Source organism: Vibrio sp. V08_P9A1T1 (assembly GCF_963874405.1).
Lineage (GTDB): Bacteria > Pseudomonadota > Gammaproteobacteria > Enterobacterales > Vibrionaceae > Vibrio > Vibrio anguillarum.
In genome coordinates this window covers 1-16,421 of the sequence record NZ_CAWNIB010000285.1, presented here as the reverse complement: position 1 = coordinate 16,421, position 16,421 = coordinate 1, and the positions used below count along the sequence as shown (strand labels likewise).

Sequence of the window (16,421 nt, the reverse complement as noted above, 5' to 3'; positions counted from 1 at the left end):
ATAATATCTCGCCTAATGTGACTATAAATTCTCTTCAGCGAATTCGGCCAAGCGGCTGCGAACGACGCCGTTTAAGTGAATGTTGGCGCTGCCTTCAAAGTTTTTAAAGCGCTCAACCATGTAGGTCAAACCTGAGGTCACAGGGGTTAAGTAGTGGGAGTCAATCTGCGCTAAGTTACCAGAACAGACAATTTTAGTGCCCTCACCACAGCGCGTGATGATAGTTTTGATTTGAGAAGCGGTTAAATTTTGACACTCATCGAGTAGCACAAAGGCATTTTGGATTGAGCGCCCACGCATAAAGTTGATCGATTTAAACTGGATATTGGCTTTATCGCAGATGTATTTGAGTGAACCTTCGGTGCAGTGATCGTTTTTGTGCAAGGCTTCCAATGTATCCGTAACCGCCGCCAGCCACGGCATCATTTTCTCTTCCTCTGTTCCGGGTAAGAAGCCGATCGATTCTCCGATATCTGGCGTGTTACGGGTGACGATGATCTTATCGAACATCTTCTTCTCAATGGTTTGTTCAAGAGCGGCGGCCATCGCGAGCAGCGTTTTCCCGCTACCAGCGGCTCCGGTTAAAATCACCAAATCAATGCTTGGATCAAGCAAGGCATCAAGCGCCATCGCTTGGTAGATATTTTTTGGGGTGATGTCCCATGCTTTGCGGTGCATCATTCTCTCGCGGCCAATATCAAGCAGCGTAATTTTTTCTGCGTTGATTTCATGCACGCGTGCCGAAAAATCACTTTCTTCATCAATGACATACTGGTTGATAAAGGTTGGATCAAACGGCGTTTTATCTAACGTATGGAAGGCTTTTCCGCCGACGGTTCTACTCTCAACTTCATCGACGTTGTTCCAAAAATTTCCTTCACGAACTTGGAAGCCTTTGGTCAGGTACTGCACATCATCAATCAATTGGTCAGTGCGGTAATCTTCAACATAGCGCACGCCTGCACCTTTAGCGCGCAATCGCATGTTGATGTCTTTGGTGATGAGAACCACAGAACGTGGCGCTCGTTTCGCTTGCAGGTAAAGTACAGCGTTGAGGATACGGTTGTCGCCGGCTTTGTCAGCAAAGGCTTTGACGGTTTCTTGCAACTCAAAGTCGGCAAGGATCGAGATAGTTCCCGTCTTGCTGGCCTCTTTAGAAAATGGAATACCTTCGGTAATTTCGTCTGGGGTGGCATCGTGGAATAAGTGCTCTAAAGCACGAATAGCGACCCGCGCATCTCGTGCAACATCGCGTTTGCTGTCTTTGATCCGGTCAAGTTCTTCAAGAACGGTCATCGGAATGACCACATCATGCTCTTGGAAGGAGTAAATGGCTAAAGGTTCATGAAGCAGGATGTTGGTATCAAGTACAAACAGTTTCCGATCGGTATCGCCCATAAGCGTCTCCTTGCTGCTGTGCAGCGTGCTTAACAAAAGGTGCTAGCAAGTAGAGGTTATCGATCAATGGATGCCGGTAGTGACTCGATTGCTCGATGACTTACTGCAAGCCTGTGTTGATACTCATTGTCTGTTTGGTCAGCATGCTTCGTGCCAGAGTCATCCTTTTGACTGGCAAAGCAAGCATCGTTACAACAAGTATAGCAACCTTGTTTACTACAAATGCCACCGATTTCTTACAGTTTGATGTCAACCAAAAGTTGAAGAAAAAAATCTTGGTTATCCTTCGCTTTACACGTGACCTGTATCACGCCATCAAGTAAGATTAGCGACCTTTTTCTGCACCACACTCCAACAACAATCATAATTAGGAGTTGCCTTCACGTGGTAGCAGATCGATACAATCCATTCCAAATAAATAAGGTAGTCGATTCATGAGTTTTGCTTTGGGGCAACGCTGGATAAGCGATACAGAAAGTGATCTTGGTTTAGGTACTGTGGTAGCGCTTGATGCGCGTACTGTGACCTTGATGTTTGCTGCATCAGAAGAAAACCGCGTTTATGCACGCAGTGACGCCCCGGTAACACGAGTGACGTTCAATAGCGGCGATGTGGTTGAAAGCCAAGAAGGCTGGTCGCTACGCGTTGAGCAAGTTGTTGAAGAACAAGGACTACTCACTTATCTCGGTACGCGCGAAGACAACGATGAAAGCGGCGTGGCGCTACGTGAAATTTTCTTAAGCCACCAAATCCGTTTCAACAAACCGCAAGATAAATTGTTCGCAGGTCAAATTGATCGCATGGATAATTTTGTGTTGCGTTATCGCGCCCTCACTAATCAATATCAACAACACAAAAGCCCAATGCGTGGTTTATGTGGCATGCGCGCGGGCCTGATTCCCCATCAGCTTTATATCGCACATGAGGTTGGTCGTCGCCATGCGCCCCGCGTGTTATTAGCCGATGAAGTGGGGTTAGGTAAAACCATTGAAGCGGGGATGATCATTCATCAACAAGTGCTTTCTGGCCGTGCGGAACGTATTTTGATTGTGGTGCCGGAAACCTTGCAGCACCAGTGGCTGGTGGAGATGATGCGTCGCTTTAATCTTCATTTCTCCATTTTTGATGAAGAGCGCTGTGTTGAAGCGTTTGCTGAAGCACACAACCCTTTTGATACTCAGCAATATGTGCTTTGTTCGCTCGATTTTCTGCGTAAAAGTCGTCAACGTTTTGAACAAGCACTTGAGGCGGAGTGGGATCTATTGGTGGTGGATGAAGCGCACCATCTAGAATGGAGCCAAGATAAACCAAGCCGCGAATACCAAGTGGTCGAAGGGCTAGCGCAAAACACCCCAGCGGTATTGCTGCTAACGGCAACGCCGGAGCAATTGGGCCGTGAAAGTCACTTTGCGCGTTTGCGTTTGCTCGATCCCGATCGTTTTTACGATTACGAGGCGTTCGTTGAAGAAGAAGAGCAATATGCGCCCGTAGCCGATTCCGTCAGTGCCCTGTTTTCGGGTGAGAAGTTGCAAAACGAAGCCAAAAACCAAATCACTGAGCTACTTTCAGAGCAAGATGTTGAGCCGCTGTTTCGCATTATTGAAAGCGATGCCGATGAAGAGAGCAAAGCCTCTGCTCGCCAAGAGCTGATTGATAATCTGATGGATCGCCATGGTACAGGCCGCGTGCTGTTTAGAAACACCCGCGCTGCGATTAAAGGATTCCCTGTGCGTAATGTGCACTTGATGCCGATGGAAATCCCCGCGCAATACACGACCTCGATGCGAGTGGCTGGCATGATCGGCGGTAAGCTCAGTGCTCAGGCTCGCGCGATGAAAATGCTCTACCCCGAAGAGATTTTCCAAGAGTTTGAAGGCGACGATGCAAGCTGGTGGCAGTTTGACTCTCGCGTTAACTGGCTACTTGAAAAAGTGAAAGAGAAACGTAGCGAAAAGATTTTAGTGATCGCTTCTCGCGCTAGCACCGCGTTACAACTGGAGCAAGCACTGCGTGAGCGTGAAGGCATTCGCGCTACCGTTTTTCATGAAGGTATGTCGATTTTAGAACGTGATAAAGCCGCCGCTTATTTCGCACAAGAAGAGGGTGGCGCGCAAGTATTGATCTGTAGTGAAATCGGCTCTGAAGGGCGTAACTTCCAATTTGCTAACCAGTTGGTGATGTTTGATCTGCCGTTTAACCCAGATCTTTTAGAGCAGCGTATTGGCCGTTTGGATCGTATTGGTCAACACCGTGATATCGATATCCATGTGCCGTACCTTAAAGGCACATCGCAAGCGATTTTGGCGCGTTGGTTTGATGAAGGCTTGAATGCATTTGCTGAAACCTGCCCAACAGGCCGCGCTGTGTATGATAAATATGCCGATGATCTGATTGACATGCTGGCTTCGGGAAATATCGATACGTTGGATGAGATCATTGAACAGTCGGCAACGCTCAACAAAACGTTGAAGGCTCAGCTTGAACAAGGGCGTGACCGACTGCTTGAAATGCATTCAAACGGTGGCGAAAAAGCATTAAAAATCGTCGAAAGTATAGCATCAACGGATGGCGATACTAACTTGGTTACTTTCGCTTTGAGCTTATTTGATGCGATCGGTTTAAACCAAGATGATCGGGGTGAAAACGCGCTGGTGGTCACACCATCAGAGCACATGATGGTGCCAAGCTACCCCGGTTTGCCGTATGAAGGAGCGACCATCACTTTTGATCGTGATACGGCATTATCGCGTGAAGATATGAATTTCATCAGTTGGGAACATCCGATGATTCAAGGCGGGATCGACCTACTGATGAGCGAAGGCGTGGGAACATCGGCGGTTTCTCTGCTGAAAAATAAAGCTTTGCCTGTTGGGACTTTGCTGCTTGAGTTGATCTATGTGGTGGATGCACAAGCGCCAAAACGCAGTGGTATCAGCCGTTTCCTTCCTCAAACACCAATCCGTTTGATGATGGATGCGCGCGGTAATGATCTCTCTGCTCAAGTTGAGTTTGAAAGCTTCAATCGCCAATTAAGCCCAGTGAATCGTCATTTGGCCAGCAAGCTCGTTACGTCAGTACAAAATGATGTGCATAGCTTAATTGCTGCCAGTGAAAGCCAAGTTGTGAGCCGTGTTGAAGCGATTCGTGAACAAGCGCAAAAAGAGATGCAGTCGAGCTTAAACGGTGAACTGGAGCGCTTATTGGCGCTTAAAGCAGTCAACCCGAACATTCGTGATGAAGAGATCAGCGCGATTGAAGAGCAGATTAACGAGTTAAGCGGTTACATCGGTAAAGCGCAATTCCAACTGGATTCGTTGCGTTTAATCGTTGTGACGCATAACTGATCCCTTTAATTGGCCCTTGTGGTGGACATTAAAAATAACAAAGGCCTTTTTCGATAAGGCCTTTGTTTTGTCTGCTGTTACATAAGCCACTTCCACCAAATAAACAGCGCCAAAAAGCCAAACAGATAAACAAGCCCTACGATAGACAGTGCTTTGAGTTTTTTTCCTACTGCGAGTTCAGCCGGTAAAGGTGTTTTAGTCACCAGAATATAGTTGAGCAGCGCAAAAATTGGCGTGGTCATAAATGCCATGATCATCGCAAAATTCAGCATTGGCATCAGTGCTGAAGCCCAAAAGGCAATGATGGCCAGCGCTAAAGCCGATACCACGAGGACCCAAGCTTGGTAGCAACGTGGGCTTTGGCTCTCTTTGTTTTGCAAAAGACGTTGTGATTCTGCAATCACTCGTGAATAGCCATCAATGACGGTGATGGTGCTACCAAAAATACAGAAAAAGGCGATCACTGCAATCAAATAACGTGACCACTCACCTATGGTTGAAGCGTACAATCCGACCAATTGATGTGAAAAGCCGACGCCAGATTTCGAGAGCTCAACGCCTGTTCCGTGTAGTACTAAGGCACCAAGCGCCAAAAATACAATCGCCAAGATTGCAGTACCGATATAGCCCACATTGAAATCAAATAGTGCGGATTGCGGCGTCACTTGCTGCTCTTGGCATTGACGTTTGAGCCACACCGAAGTGATGCTCGAAATCTCAATGGGTGCGGGCATCCAGCCCATTGTCACCACCAAAAAACCGATCGCGGCGAGTGTCCAAGGTGAAGGCGAAATGGTTTCTACCACTATCTGTGCTGGGGTTGCGACGGCAATCACCACGGCGAGTAAGGTGGCGATTGTCAGTACTGCCATAATCATTTTAGAAAGTGAGTCGAGCGCGCGAAAGTGGCCTGCAAAAAGGATCAGCAAACAAGTGGTCAGCACAATCACGGAAAGAACAATATTGCCCAGCTCAAAAGGGACAAAATAGGCCAGTAAACTGGCGCTAAACAGCAGTAACGCGGCGGTGTTTATAATGGCCGATACCACGCTTAAGAGGGCAAAAACCCATAAGTAAGCGCGCCCGAGATGAGCATAGCCTTGTACTAAACTTTTGCCTGTCCCCATGGTGTATTGAATGCCAGCCTTAAAAAAGGGGTATTTTAATAAGTTGACCAGCAAAATGAGGCCTGCGAGTTGCCAGCCATAAATTGCACCTGCTTGAGTTGACGCGACGAGATGAGAGCCGCCGACGGCTGCTGCTGCCATCATAATGCCCGGCCCGAGTGAACGAAGCAGTTGTGGCAGGGTTAAACGTTTGGCCGATTGATAAGGGACGCTGTGTTCCATTCTTGTTCCTTAGACTTGATGTTGTGTTATTTATAATTTTTGCTTTTGAAGCTGACTTTAATGTCAAGCTCATCAATCAATATCACACCCAGTTAATCTGTCAATTTTAAGTTACATTTCAAGTGATATTTCTAAGCAAGGCTAACTTACTGACGATTTCGTGATTTAACGAAACTAAGATGACTCTTCTCTATTGGCTTAGCGGAGAGGTTGGTATAATGCGCCGATTTTTTTAGGAGAAACCTTCGATGGCTATGCTTGAATACACGCCGCCCACAGATCCTTGGATTGATATTGTCTATGAAGATGATCAGATTCTCGCGGTGAATAAACCTTCAGGTCTGCTGTCGGTTCCAGGACGCTTGCCTGAGCATCACGACAGTATGTGGAGTCGTTTGGCTGAGCAATATCCAGAGATCCAAGTTGTGCATCGTTTGGATATGTCGACTTCTGGCTTGATGGTGCTGGCAAAAAATAAATACGCGGAAGGGGCATTGAAAAAGCAGTTTCAATACCGTTTAACGCATAAAATTTATTACGCTCGCGTGTGGGGCGTAATGGAGCTTGACGAGGGGGTGGTTGAGTTACCCCTGATTTGCGATTGGCCAAATCGGCCTAAACAGAAAGTCTGCTTTGAAGATGGAAAACCATCAAAAACTTTATATCAAGTAGCGAAAAGAGAAGAAAAAACGACAATTGTACGTCTTCTTCCCGTAACTGGCCGTTCGCATCAATTACGTGTACACATGCAAGCTTTGGGGTATCCGATTGTGGGTGATGAGTTTTATGCCCCGCAAGAAGCGCAAGATTTTTCCGATCGCTTAGCGCTGCATGCCGCAGAGCTCAGTTTTTATCACCCAAAGAGTCATTGGCTGCGCAATATTTTTGTCGGCTGTGATTTTTATCCCGAAGCACAAGAGCAAATTTTGCAACACTTTGATCCTGAGCGAAAATTACCAGATTACAAAACGTTGCCCCGACCTTAGTGTGATGTGGGTGGCGACAAGGAGCTGATATGTCACTACCCACGGTTGTCTTTCTCGATAGGTCCACAATCCCTGCTTATATTCGATTGCCAAGCTTACCTTTTGCTCATCATTGGCTTGAGTTTGACTTTACTTCTGCCGAACAAGCGCTCGATCGCCTATCTCAAGCCGATATCGTAATCACCAATAAAGTGGTGCTGGATAGGGCGCTACTCTCACAATGTCCGAAATTGCGCTTGATTGCTGTGTCGGCCACAGGCGTCAATAATGTCGATATCGATTACTGTCGTGAAGCAGGCATCGCACTGGTGAATGTTCAAGGCTACGCCACCCGTTCTGTTCCGGAACATGTCGTTGGGATGATTTATGCCTTAAGGCGTCACCTGTTTGCTTATCATCAAGATATTGCCAATGGTGAGTGGCAGCGCAATCAACAATTTTGCTTTTTTACTCATCCGATAGGGGATGTTGCAGGTTCAACGATTGGTATTGTGGGGAGTGGCGCGCTCGGACAGGCAACCGCAACGTTGGCACGAGCGATAGGCATGCAGGTGATATTTGCTGAACGAAAGGGGGCCAAGTTATGCCGACAAGGTTTTATGCCCTTTGAACAAATGTTAGCGGAGGCTGATGTTGTGAGTTTACATTGCCCATTGAGCGAGCAAACCCGAAACCTGATAGGTGAGAACGAATTAAAGATAATGAAGCCTAATGCATTGTTGATTAACGCAGGCCGTGGTGGTTTGGTTGATGAGCAAGCACTTGTGACAGCATTGAAATCTGGGCAAATTGCTGGCGCTGGAGTGGATGTATTCAGTCGAGAACCAGCGGATAAAACAAATCCCTTACTAGCCAATATGGATTTGCCAAATTTGTTGCTCACACCACACGTGGCATGGGGTAGTGACTCAGCTATTTCACAATTGGCAACGATTTTGATGGATAACATTGCCGCGTTTGAGCGTGGAGAGCACAAAAATCGCGTCTGCTGATGGCGTGAATAAACAAAAAAGGTCGGTATTTTCACACCGACCTTTTTAATGGTAACGCAATCGCGATTATAGCGCGGCTATGGTCGCTTTCTGTTCTTCCAGTTTAACCAAGGTATCTTGATAGCCATTCAGCTTTTGACGCTCGATAGCGACAACGGCTTCGGGTGCTTTAGAGACGAACCCTTGGTTATTGAGTTTACCTTCAATGCGTTTGATTTCACCTTGAGTTTTAGCAATCTCTTTTGCTAAGCGCTCTAGCTCCGCATCTTTATCAATCAAACCAGCCATTGGGATCATCAGCTCAGATTGACCAACCAGCGCCGTTGCACAAGCAGGAGTCTCTTCACCCTCTTCAAGAACGCGTAGAGCCTCCAGTTTAGCCAGTGACAACAGTACCGCTTTGTTCGCTTCTAAACGTGCCACTTCTTGCTTGTTGGCGGCTTTTAGCATTACGTTAAGAGGTTTGCCTGGGTTGATATCGTACTCGGCACGTAGGTTGCGAATGCTAGTAATAAAGGCTTTCACCCATTCGATATCATCCAGCGCTGCTTGGTTGAAGTTCGCTTCATCGTACTGAGGCAGAGCTTGCAGCATGATGGTGTCACCTTCAACGCCGTCTACTAATGGCTTAATGCTTTGCCAAATGGTTTCAGTGATATATGGGATCACTGGGTGCGCGAGGCGTAATGTTTTCTCTAATACCGTAATTAATGTACGGCGTGTTGCACGTTGCTGCGCTTCACTGCCTTTCCATAATACGGGTTTAGTCAGCTCTAAGTACCAGTCGCAGAATTGGTTCCAGATGAATTCGTAAAGGGTATTTGCCGCCATATCTAAACGGAAGTTGTTGATATGGTTGTTGAACTCTTTAGCCGTCAATTCAAATTGAGACTCGATCCATTTATCGGCTAACGAATACTCAAGCTCGCTACCTGCGTTAAAGCCACAATCGAGATCTTCGGTATTCATCAACACGTAACGGCTCGCGTTCCAGAGTTTGTTACAGAAGTTGCGGTAACCTTCTAGGCGTTTCATGTCCCAGTTGATATCACGACCGGTTGAAGCCATCGCTGCTAGCGTGAAACGCAGTGCGTCGGTTCCATAAGGTTCGATACCATTTTCAAAGGTTTTACGTGTATTTTTCTCGATCTTGGCTGCAAGCTGTGGCTGCATCATGTTGCCACAACGTTTTTCAACCAGAGACTCAAGATCAATACCATCGATCATGTCGATAGGATCAAGCACGTTGCCTTTAGATTTTGACATTTTGTCGCCGTTTTCATCACGGATAAGGCCTGTGACATAAACAGTTTTAAATGGCACTTGTGGTTTACCATTCTCATCTTTACAGAAGTGCATGGTCATCATGATCATGCGTGCAACCCAGAAGAAGATGATGTCGAAACCAGTAACAAGAACGTCAGACGGGTGGAATGTTTTTAGTGCCTCAGTATTTTCTGGCCAGCCTTGTGTACCAAAAGTCCAAAGAGCGGATGAGAACCAAGTATCCAATACATCATCATCTTGGCGCAGTACCACCACTGGGGCTAGGTTGTTTTGTTCGCGCACTTCTTCTTCGCTACGGCCGACATAAACGTTGCCGTCGTTGTCATACCAAGCAGGAATACGATGACCCCACCAAAGTTGGCGTGAGATACACCAATCTTGCACGTCACGCATCCATGAGAAGTACATGTTTTCGTACTGCTTAGGCACAAATTGAATCTCGCCATCTTCAACGGCTTTGGTTGCGACTTCCGCTAGTGGCGCTGTGCGTACATACCATTGGTCGGTCAGCATCGGTTCGATAACCACACCACCACGGTCACCGTAAGGAATGGTGAGGTCGTGATCTTTGATTTCTTCAAGCAGGCCGAGAGCTTCAAATTCAGCTACGATGGCTTTACGTGCCGCAAAGCGCTCCATGCCTTGGTACTTAGCAGGTAGATCGCTGCTGTAAGCGTCACTTGGTTCACCATTGGTATTGAACACTTCGGCGGCGTCACGAATATTGGCATCAAAGGTGAAAATGTTGATCATCGGCAGTTGGTGGCGCTTACCGACTTCATAGTCATTGAAATCGTGAGCAGGGGTGATCTTCACACAGCCTGTGCCTTTTTCCATGTCGGCGTGCTCATCGCCCACGATAGAAATGCGACGATTGACGATTGGCAGCATGATCTCTTTGCCGATCAGAGCTTGGTAGCGTGGATCTTCAGGGTTAACCGCTACGCCTGTGTCACCCAGCATGGTTTCAGGACGAGTGGTCGCAACAACAATGTAGTCTTTGCCATCTGCTGTTTTTACGCCGTCAGCCAGTGGGTAACGGAAGTGCCACATGTGACCTTTGACGTCTTTGTTTTCTACTTCTAGATCAGAAATTGCAGTGTGCAGTTTTGGATCCCAGTTAACAAGACGTTTACCACGGTAGAGTAAATCTTCTTGGTAAAGGCGAACAAACACTTCTTGAACGGCATTGGATAGGCCCGCATCCATAGTGAATCGTTCACGATCCCAGTCTACCGATGCGCCAAGGCGGCGAAGCTGTTTAGTGATGGTACCACCTGATTCGCCTTTCCATTCCCAAATCTTGTCGATGAAGGCATCACGACCGTAATCGTGTTTGGTTTTGCCTTCTTCAGCAGCAATTTTACGTTCAACCACCATTTGGGTAGCAATACCGGCGTGGTCTGTACCCACTTGCCATAAGGTATTTTTGCCTTTCATGCGTTCGCAGCGGATCAAAGTATCCATAATGGTGTCTTGGAATGCGTGACCCATATGAAGGCTACCAGTGACGTTCGGCGGTGGGATCATGATGCTGTACGCTTCTTTTGATGTATCACCGTGAGGCTTAAAGTAGCCGTTCTCTTCCCAAGTCTGATACAGAGCTTGTTCGATTGCTGTTGGGTTATATGTCTTTTCCATAGTGCTCTTAAATGGATACTGTGAATGGTTAATCTTAGTCAAACTTCATAAGTGAAGGATCTTGTTAAAGATCGCCTTAACTATAAGGTTTGACCTATGGATGTTGAATCTCGATTGTTTGCAATTGGTAGCCAGCTTGACGGTAGATTTTATACCTTTCGCGTGCTCGTTGCTTTGCTTTTTCTTCGCAGGGGACGAAGTCTACCACCTCAGCAAAGGCGTTCGCAAAGGTTGTATGATTATCCGCCACATTTATTACCAGTTGACGATTCCAATTGGGTTTGACGTTGGGGTAGCCAATCTCGATATGAGTAGAGTATTTCGGGCCTTCACCCACCAGATTGTGCGCGACAAACTGTTCTGCAGGTACTTGCCATAAATGTTCGGCAAACTGTTCAGCGTGAGTTTTATCATCACAATGCAGATAAATTTTTGCCCCTTGTTTGGCGAAGTGATGAGCCAGAAATAGGACATATTGCTCAAAGCCTGCCAGTGTTGCTTGAGGGCTTTCTTCGTTCACAATGTAAAAGGTGGCTCGCTGCATGTTGTCACCTACTATCTAATCGCTCATCAACAAAAAAGGGCCTTGCGGCCCTTTTCACATTTTGAGGTTATTCCTCAGACTCTTGGCCGCTGCGGTTCAATAAGAACTGGACGAGCAATGAGACGGGACGACCTGTTGATCCTTTTGCTGCTCCTGACTTCCATGCCGTGCCAGCAATATCCAAATGCGCCCAGTTATATTTCTTAGCAAATTTAGATAAGAAGCAGCCAGCGGTAATCGTACCACCAGGGCGACCACCGATGTTTGCCATATCAGCAAATGGGCTCTTTAGCTGCTCATGGTACTCGTCGGCCATTGGTAGACGCCATGCGCGATCGCTTGCTTGTTCTGAAGCATTAACCAATTCATGCGCCAATGGGTTGTGGTTTGAAACCACGCCACTGATGTGGTGACCTAATGCAATCACACAAGCGCCAGTTAGTGTCGCCACATCTACCACGCAATCGGGTTCAAAACGCTCAACGTAAGTGAGTGCATCACATAGAACTAAGCGACCTTCGGCATCGGTATTGAGTACTTCAACCGTTTGGCCAGACATAGTCGTGAGAATGTCACCAGGGCGATAGGCATTGCTGCCTGGCATGTTTTCACAGCCGGCTAAGATACCCACGACATTTAATGGCAATTTCAATTTAGCCAATGCTTTCATTGCGCCAAAGACTGATGCCGCACCGCACATGTCATACTTCATTTCATCCATGCCTTCGCCTGGTTTTAATGAAATACCGCCGGAATCAAACGTTAGGCCTTTACCCACCAACACAATTGGTTTTGCATCTGGATCTGGGTTGCCTTTGTACTCAATGACCGACATCATCGACTCATTTTTTGAGCCACGACCGACGGCGAGATAAGAGGTCATGCCCAACTTTTCCATCTCTTCTTCACCAATGATTTTGGTGGTGACGCTCTCGTAGTCGTCCGCTAAGCGGCGCGCTTGAGATGCAAGATAAGCTGGGTTGGCAATGTTTGGTGGCATATTGCCGAGATCTTTCGACGCTTTCACACCGGATGCAATCGCAAGGCCGTGTGTAATCGCGCGCTCACCTAAGTTAAGCTCACGGCGAGTCGGTACGTTAAAAACAAGTTTGCGCAGTGGGCGGCGAGTCTCCGGTTTAACGCTCTTGAATTGATCAAAGGTGTACAGACCATCTTTCGTTGCTTCAACCGCTTGGCGTACTTTCCAATAAGTATCACGGCCTTTAACGTGTAGTTCAGTCAGAAAACATACGGCTTCCATTGAACCCGTTTCGTTCAGTGTGCTGATGGTTTTTTGAATGATTTCTTTGTACTGACGTTCGCCTAATTCGCGCTCTTTACCACAACCTACCAGTAAAACGCGTTCAGACAGAACACCAGGGACTTGATGCAGCAGTAGCATCTGGCCGGGTTTACCCTCGAGATCACCACGGCGAAGTAGTGAACTAATATAGCCGTCGCTGATTTTATCAAGCTGCTCTGCTACTGGAGAAAGGCGGCGTGGTTCGAACACTCCAACAACGATACATGCGCTACGTTGTTTCTCTGGACTGCCACTTTTTACACTGAACTCCATGCGTACTCCTACATCCTGAAGACAAATAGAACTAAATGTTAGATAATGCGCTCTTAGTGGTTGAATCCGAGTTTGGATCTACTTTTAATTGAACGCCTAACAGTTAGTGAAAATTTTAAAAATAAAAGGTTCAACGGGAAATTATAGTGATTCAATCAAAAAAACAAGTTTTGTATAGGTAATTTCAGCGTGATTATTGTTAGATATTTGATCCGCGAGACACTCAAGAGCCAATTTGCGATCTTTTTCGTACTGTTTCTCGTGTTTCTTAGCCAACGATTTATTCGCGTTTTGGCTGAAGCTTCCGATGGTGACATTCCAGCACGAATGATCTTATCTATTGTAAGTTTAAATATGCCCGCAATGGGGTTATTAATGCTGCCTTTGAGTTTGTATATCGGCATCTTACTGACTTTTGGACGTTTGTACGCAGAAAGCGAAATTACGGTGATGAATGCCACTGGCATCGGCAATAAATTTTTGATCCGTGCTGCACTCTATTTGGCTTTGATCACTTCAGGTGCTGCAGCATTTAACGCATTCTGGTTGGCGCCTTGGAGCCAAGATAAAGAAGCACAATTAATGGAGCAGCTTGCAGCAGAAAATAGCGTTGATTTGCTACAGAAAGGACAATTTCAACGCACACCGGATGGTTCCTCGGTGGTTTTCATCGAAAATATTGAAAACAAAAAACTGCATAATGTGTTTGTTGCGCAGCTTGCACCAAAGGATTCGATACTCCCGAGTGTGATGTTCTCTAATTCTGGTGATGTTAAAGAGCTCAGTGATGGCCGTCAGATGATCACCATGTATGACGGGATTCGCTATGAAGGCGTGCCAACACGCGTTGATTATATGATCACAAAATTTGACGAATACGAAGGTTTAATTGGCCAGCGTGAAGTTAAACCCAAAGGACGCGATTGGGAGGCGTTACCGACATCCAATCTGCTTTCCAACCCGGATCGAAGAGCGAAAGCTGAGTTGCAATGGCGAATTTCTCTGGTGATTTGTATTCCGTTACTCACCATGCTGGTGGTCCCTTTGTCGGCGGTTAACCCTCGGCAAGGACGCTTTGCGAAAATGGGACCTGCAATCTTAATTTATTTGGCCTATTTTATGGCCATCAGCGCAACCAAGTCTGCCATTGAAGATGGCTCACTTGCTACGGTGATCGGTATGTGGCCAATCAATGCTGCGTTACTTTTGGCGGCGATTTCAGTGAATATCATGGACAGTGTGCCAGTGCGGCGCTTCAAAGATAAACTAAGACTAAAGAAGGCAGCATAACGCGTGTTTAAGATTTTAGATTTATACGTCGGCCGTACTATTGTTGCGACAACCTCGTTAGTGCTGGCGACCTTTGTTGGTTTGTCCGGCATTATCAAATATGTTGAGCAATTGAGAAAAGTCGGGGAAGGAAGCTACGATTTACTGCAAGCTTTACTGTTTGTGGTGTTGAGCATTCCTCGTGATATCGAGATGTTTTTTCCTATGGCCGCCTTACTCGGTGCGTTGATTGGGTTAGGTATGTTGGCATCAAGTTCTGAGCTCGTTGTCATGCAAGCTGCGGGGTTTTCTAAGCTTAATATCGGTATGTCGGTATTAAAAACCGCAGTGCCATTAATGATCATTGTCACCTTACTTGGCCAATGGGGAGCACCCCAAGCGCAGAAGATGGCGCGAGATCTGCGAGCTTTTTCTCTCTCTGGCGGTAGTATTGTTTCAGTGCGCAGCGGTGTGTGGGCGCGCGATGTGAATGATTTTATCTTTATTGGTAAAATTGATGACAACAAACTCTATGGCTTAAATATGTGGCGCTTTGATAACAATAAGAGTTTGCAAAACATCCTTTTTGCCGAAGAGGTGGATTACGATAAAGACAATCAATGGGTAATGAAAAATGTTCAAATCACCGACATGCGCGATGATGTATTGATAACAAAGCAAACATTACCCGAATATCGTTGGACGACTTCATTAGCTCCAGACAAACTGGCGGTTGTCACGGTCAAGCCTGAAGAGTTGTCACTGAGTGGCTTGTATGATTATGTCAGCTATTTAAAAACGTCGGAGCAAGATGCTTCACGGTACGATCTGGCGTTGTGGCGTAAAATTACTCAACCTTTTTCTATTGCTGTGATGATGCTAATGGCACTGTCGTTTATTTTTGGGCCATTGCGCAGCGTTACTATGGGCGCAAGGATTTTGTCAGGCGTGATTGCAGGCTTTACATTTTATATTTCCAGTGAGTTTTTCGGCCCACTGAGTCTTGTTTATGGTATCCCACCAGTGTTTGGTGCCGTCGCACCCAGTTTGGTGTTTCTCAGCGTTGCCGTAATGTTGTTAAGACGAAAACTCTAAAAATGACAGGTAAGAACTATCAACAAAAAGGAAGGGCAAACCTTCCTTTTTGTTATTCCGACTCAATTAACTTTAGGAAGTACCACTACTTTCGTTTTGGCCCAAATATCTTGGAACCCTCTTTTTTGTTGATCAAAGGGTACGGTGAGGTTTGCCAAGCCAAAGCCTGAGGTGAACAAACGTATTAAAGCTTGCGTGGCGCTGATTGAATTTCCATCTTGTTCGTTAATTATCAAAAGTCGCCAAGCACGCATCCCTAATGTCTGGCCTGCTCTTGTCCAGAAAAAGACGAAGAAGTAGACCCAGACAGCGGCAAGGTAAAATGTGTAAACATAGCTCCAAATGGGATGACGAGTGAGAAGGTCGCTGACATCTGCATACGAGCCATAGCCCATCACATTCAACGCAACGAGAGCTTCTAATATAGCAACGACAACACCAGCAGCCATCATCTCAAGAGCAATGATGATTAATGCATCGTAAATGAGCGCACCAAATCGGCGTAGTAATCCGGCAGGCGGTAGAGAAATAGAGTTACTCATCATATCTAAACATCTTTTGTATTCGCGAAATTGCAGCAGCATATAGCCTCGGAGAGGATCTGAAAAGAGAAGAGACGCACAGCTTGAAGGTTTGTGGCGAAAATATCGGCAAACGATTTGTATTTCAATATTTTGTTATTGCGCCAATAACTTTCTTACGTATAATGCCAACCATCAAAGGGCAATGCCCAAGATGCCGGTGTGGTGAAATTGGTAGACACGACGGATTCAAAATCCGTTTCCTTCGGGAGTGGCGGTTCAAGTCCGCCCACCGGTACCATAATTTAAACAACAAAGCCTCGACGAAAGTCGGGGCTTTGTTGTTTTTGTCCTCGAAATAATAGTCCACTATCTTAGATAAATGGGACTCTTTTGATAGCCTTCACATACTTCTATAT

General features: G+C 46.3%; 11 protein-coding genes and 1 tRNA gene. 6 read left to right on the top strand and 6 right to left on the bottom strand.

The features are described from left to right. Positions 1–21: 21 nt before the first annotated feature. Positions 22–1,398, bottom strand: a complete 1,377-nt coding sequence (locus AACT21_RS14225; protein WP_094127413.1) for a PhoH family protein — start codon at positions 1,396–1,398, stop codon at positions 22–24. Positions 1,399–1,832: 434 nt separating this feature from the next. Here AACT21_RS14225 and rapA point away from each other — a divergent pair, with 434 nt between their 5' ends. After that, on the top strand, positions 1,833–4,742 hold the full coding sequence (gene rapA, locus AACT21_RS14220) for an RNA polymerase-associated protein RapA (RefSeq protein WP_013855992.1): 2,910 nt from the start codon (positions 1,833–1,835) through the stop codon (positions 4,740–4,742). 77 nt (positions 4,743–4,819) lie between these two features. Here the strand turns inward: rapA and AACT21_RS14215 are convergent, their stop codons facing one another. Beyond that, complete coding sequence (locus AACT21_RS14215) at positions 4,820–6,091, bottom strand: NRAMP family divalent metal transporter (RefSeq protein WP_017047041.1); 1,272 nt, start codon at positions 6,089–6,091, stop codon at positions 4,820–4,822. Between the two features lie 248 nt (positions 6,092–6,339). On the opposite strand from AACT21_RS14215, the gene AACT21_RS14210 reads away from it, so the two are divergent. Both AACT21_RS14210 and AACT21_RS14205 read left to right on the top strand, forming a co-directional pair. After that, a complete protein-coding gene (locus AACT21_RS14210; protein WP_064625906.1) occupies positions 6,340–7,077 on the top strand; it encodes an RluA family pseudouridine synthase in 738 nt (245 codons plus the stop codon). A gap of 29 nt (positions 7,078–7,106) precedes the next feature. Then, positions 7,107–8,069: a D-2-hydroxyacid dehydrogenase gene (locus tag AACT21_RS14205; protein ID WP_094163398.1), complete on the top strand. Its 963-nt coding sequence runs from the start codon at positions 7,107–7,109 to the stop codon at positions 8,067–8,069. A 66-nt stretch (positions 8,070–8,135) separates the two neighbouring features. On the opposite strand, the gene AACT21_RS14200 is transcribed toward AACT21_RS14205, so the two are convergent. From AACT21_RS14200 to pepA, 3 genes are all read right to left on the bottom strand, one after another. Next, on the bottom strand, positions 8,136–10,997 hold the full coding sequence (locus AACT21_RS14200) for a valine--tRNA ligase (RefSeq protein ID WP_094163396.1): 2,862 nt from the start codon (positions 10,995–10,997) through the stop codon (positions 8,136–8,138). A 94-nt stretch (positions 10,998–11,091) separates the two neighbouring features. Then, positions 11,092–11,541, bottom strand: coding sequence for a DNA polymerase III subunit chi (locus AACT21_RS14195; RefSeq protein ID WP_017043380.1), 450 nt, complete (start codon positions 11,539–11,541; stop codon positions 11,092–11,094). Between the two features lie 67 nt (positions 11,542–11,608). Continuing rightward, positions 11,609–13,117, bottom strand: a complete 1,509-nt coding sequence (gene pepA, locus AACT21_RS14190) for a leucyl aminopeptidase (RefSeq protein WP_010318842.1) — start codon at positions 13,115–13,117, stop codon at positions 11,609–11,611. A 189-nt stretch (positions 13,118–13,306) separates the two neighbouring features. Here pepA and lptF point away from each other — a divergent pair, with 189 nt between their 5' ends. Together lptF and lptG are read left to right on the top strand one after the other, a co-directional pair. Beyond that, positions 13,307–14,407 (top strand): LPS export ABC transporter permease LptF, encoded by a 1,101-nt coding sequence (lptF, locus tag AACT21_RS14185; RefSeq protein ID WP_013855997.1) that lies wholly within the window; start codon positions 13,307–13,309, stop codon positions 14,405–14,407. 3 nt (positions 14,408–14,410) lie between these two features. Then, complete coding sequence (lptG, locus tag AACT21_RS14180) at positions 14,411–15,481, top strand: LPS export ABC transporter permease LptG (protein WP_013855998.1); 1,071 nt, start codon at positions 14,411–14,413, stop codon at positions 15,479–15,481. Positions 15,482–15,543: 62 nt separating this feature from the next. Here lptG and AACT21_RS14175 read toward each other — a convergent pair whose 3' ends face one another. After that, entirely contained in the window at positions 15,544–16,065 is a 522-nt protein-coding gene (locus AACT21_RS14175; RefSeq protein ID WP_081265531.1) for an RDD family protein, read from the bottom strand. A 153-nt stretch (positions 16,066–16,218) separates the two neighbouring features. Between AACT21_RS14175 and AACT21_RS14170 the strand changes: the two genes are divergently transcribed. Further along, positions 16,219–16,303, top strand: a tRNA-Leu gene (locus AACT21_RS14170). The last annotated feature ends 118 nt before the right edge of the window (positions 16,304–16,421 follow it).